The sequence below is a fragment of the Algibacter sp. genome (assembly GCF_049667265.1).
In the GTDB taxonomy this organism is placed as follows: Bacteria; Bacteroidota; Bacteroidia; order Flavobacteriales; family Flavobacteriaceae; genus Algibacter_B.
The window spans coordinates 1-1,988 of record NZ_JBATHX010000304.1 but is presented as its reverse complement, the minus strand read 5'-3'; the positions used below and the strand labels follow the sequence as shown (position 1 = coordinate 1,988).

Sequence of the window (1,988 nt, the reverse complement as noted above, 5' to 3'; positions counted from 1 at the left end):
ACTTAAAACAATCAGCAAATACATTTTTATTTCTGATAAGTTAAACGAATCTTTGAAAGCAGTTTTAACAAAAGAAGTGATATTAAAATCGGATTTAAAAAATATAGAGAAAGCTTCTGAAATTATTTTTGATTCTAATGTGCTTAGTTTTAAAAACATTATTAATTTTATGGAGACTAATGATTTAGATAAGTCCGTTACATTCAAAATATTACCTAAAAACTCTAAATTTATAATTGGTAGTGATAATGCTATTAGTAGAGGAGAGGTTATAACTTTTAAATAGTGTTTTTATAGATAATTAAGTAAAATGGCAATTTTTTCATTAATTTTGCAAAATAAATAAAGAAAACTAGCATTACGTTATTGATATGGCAAAGTTTGAGCTTAGGTTACCAAAAATGGGAGAAAGTGTTGCAGAAGCAACTATAACATCTTGGGTAAAGGATATTGGAGATACTATTGATATGGATGATCCGGTGTTGGAAATTGCTACAGATAAGGTAGATAGTGAGGTGCCTAGTGAGGTTGATGGTGTGTTAATTGAGCGTTTTTTTAATGTTGACGACGTTGTGCAAGTGGGGCAAGTTTTAGCCATTATTGAGACGGAAGGCGATGATGATTCTAAAGTAGAGACCATCCAAGAAACTACAGATGAAGTTGAAGAAGTCGAAAATGAAGCCGTACAACACATTCAAGAAACTGTTGTAAAGGCTAAGGAAGCTGTTGCTTCCGTTGCTTCAACTGGCGATCGCTTTTATTCCCCGTTAGTAAAAAATATTGCTAAAGCAGAAGGAATTTCTCAATCAGAATTAGATGGAATTTCTGGAACTGGAAAAGACGGGCGCGTTACTAAAAATGATATTTTAGATTATTTACAAGGCAGAGGAAGTAATAAGGCTGTTGCTGAAAAACTAGAAACGCCAAAAGTAGCTGCTAAGCCAAATGAAACTGCTAAAATTGAAACACCTAAGGTTGATTCGCCTAAAGTAGAAAAACCAGTTTTAGTTTCAAGTGGTGAAGATGAGATAATAGAAATGACCAGAATGGGCAAACTTGTTGCTCAGCATATGGTCGCTTCGGTGCAAACGGCAGCGCATGTTCAAAGCTTTATTGAAGCTGATGTTACCAATATTTGGAACTGGAGAAAGAAAGTTAAGGATGCTTTTATGAAGCGTGAAGGTGAAAATTTAACCTTTACACCTATTTTCATGGAAGCTATTGCTAAAGCATTACGCGATTATCCAATGATGAATATTTCGTTGCAAGGTGATACCGTAATTAAAAAGAAAAACATCAATTTGGGAATGGCAGCAGCCTTACCTGATGGAAATTTAATAGTTCCTGTAATTAAAAATGCCGATCAGCTTAATTTGGTTGGAATGACCAAACAAGTGAATGATTTAGCCAATCGTGCGAGAATGGGGAAACTTAAACCTGACGATACACAAGGTGGAACTTACACCGTTACTAACGTGGGAACATTTGGAAGCATTATGGGAACACCTATAATCAATCAGCCGCAAGTTGGTATTTTGGCACTTGGTGCTATTAGAAAAGTACCAGCGGTTATTGAAACACCAGCAGGCGACTTTATTGGAATTCGATATAAAATGTTTTTATCACATTCTTACGATCATCGCGTGGTTAATGGTGCTCTCGGAGGGCAGTTTGTAAAAGCAGTAACGGATTACCTTGAAGCTTGGGATATTAATAGGGAGATTTAAAAATTAAGTATAAATTTTATTAAACCTAACCTTAAAACGGTTGGGTTTTTTATTTTTGTAGGAATAGTTGTTGAACTAATCTGGTTTTAATGAGAATAATCTATTTCAAAAATGTTCACTTTTTAGTTAGTACTTTTTTATGTGTCACATTATTTTCTTCAAATGCATTTTCTCAATCTGACACATTATATTTTAATCTAGATGGCGTTAAAATAAACAAAGAGAGATTTAAGAATAAAATAGAGAAAGATTTCTACGAAG

General features: G+C 33.8%; 1 protein-coding gene and 1 pseudogene. Both read left to right on the top strand.

From position 1 onward, the window contains the following. Nucleotides 1-286: pseudogene (locus tag WBN21_RS10995) on the top strand (glycosyltransferase family 2 protein); the annotation flags it as partial. 85 nt (nt 287-371) lie between these two features. Continuing rightward, nucleotides 372-1,727 carry a dihydrolipoamide acetyltransferase family protein gene (locus tag WBN21_RS10990; RefSeq protein ID WP_424200221.1) on the top strand — a complete coding sequence of 452 codons (1,356 nt, stop codon included), beginning with the start codon at nt 372-374 and terminating at the stop codon, nt 1,725-1,727. Nucleotides 1,728-1,988 lie beyond the last annotated feature (261 nt).

What these genes read in the sequence shown, in the direction of transcription:
- WBN21_RS10990 (WP_424200221.1), top strand. Translation starts at nt 372, where the DNA reads ATGGCAAAGTTTGAGCTTAGGTTACCAAAAATGGGAGAAAGTGTTGCA.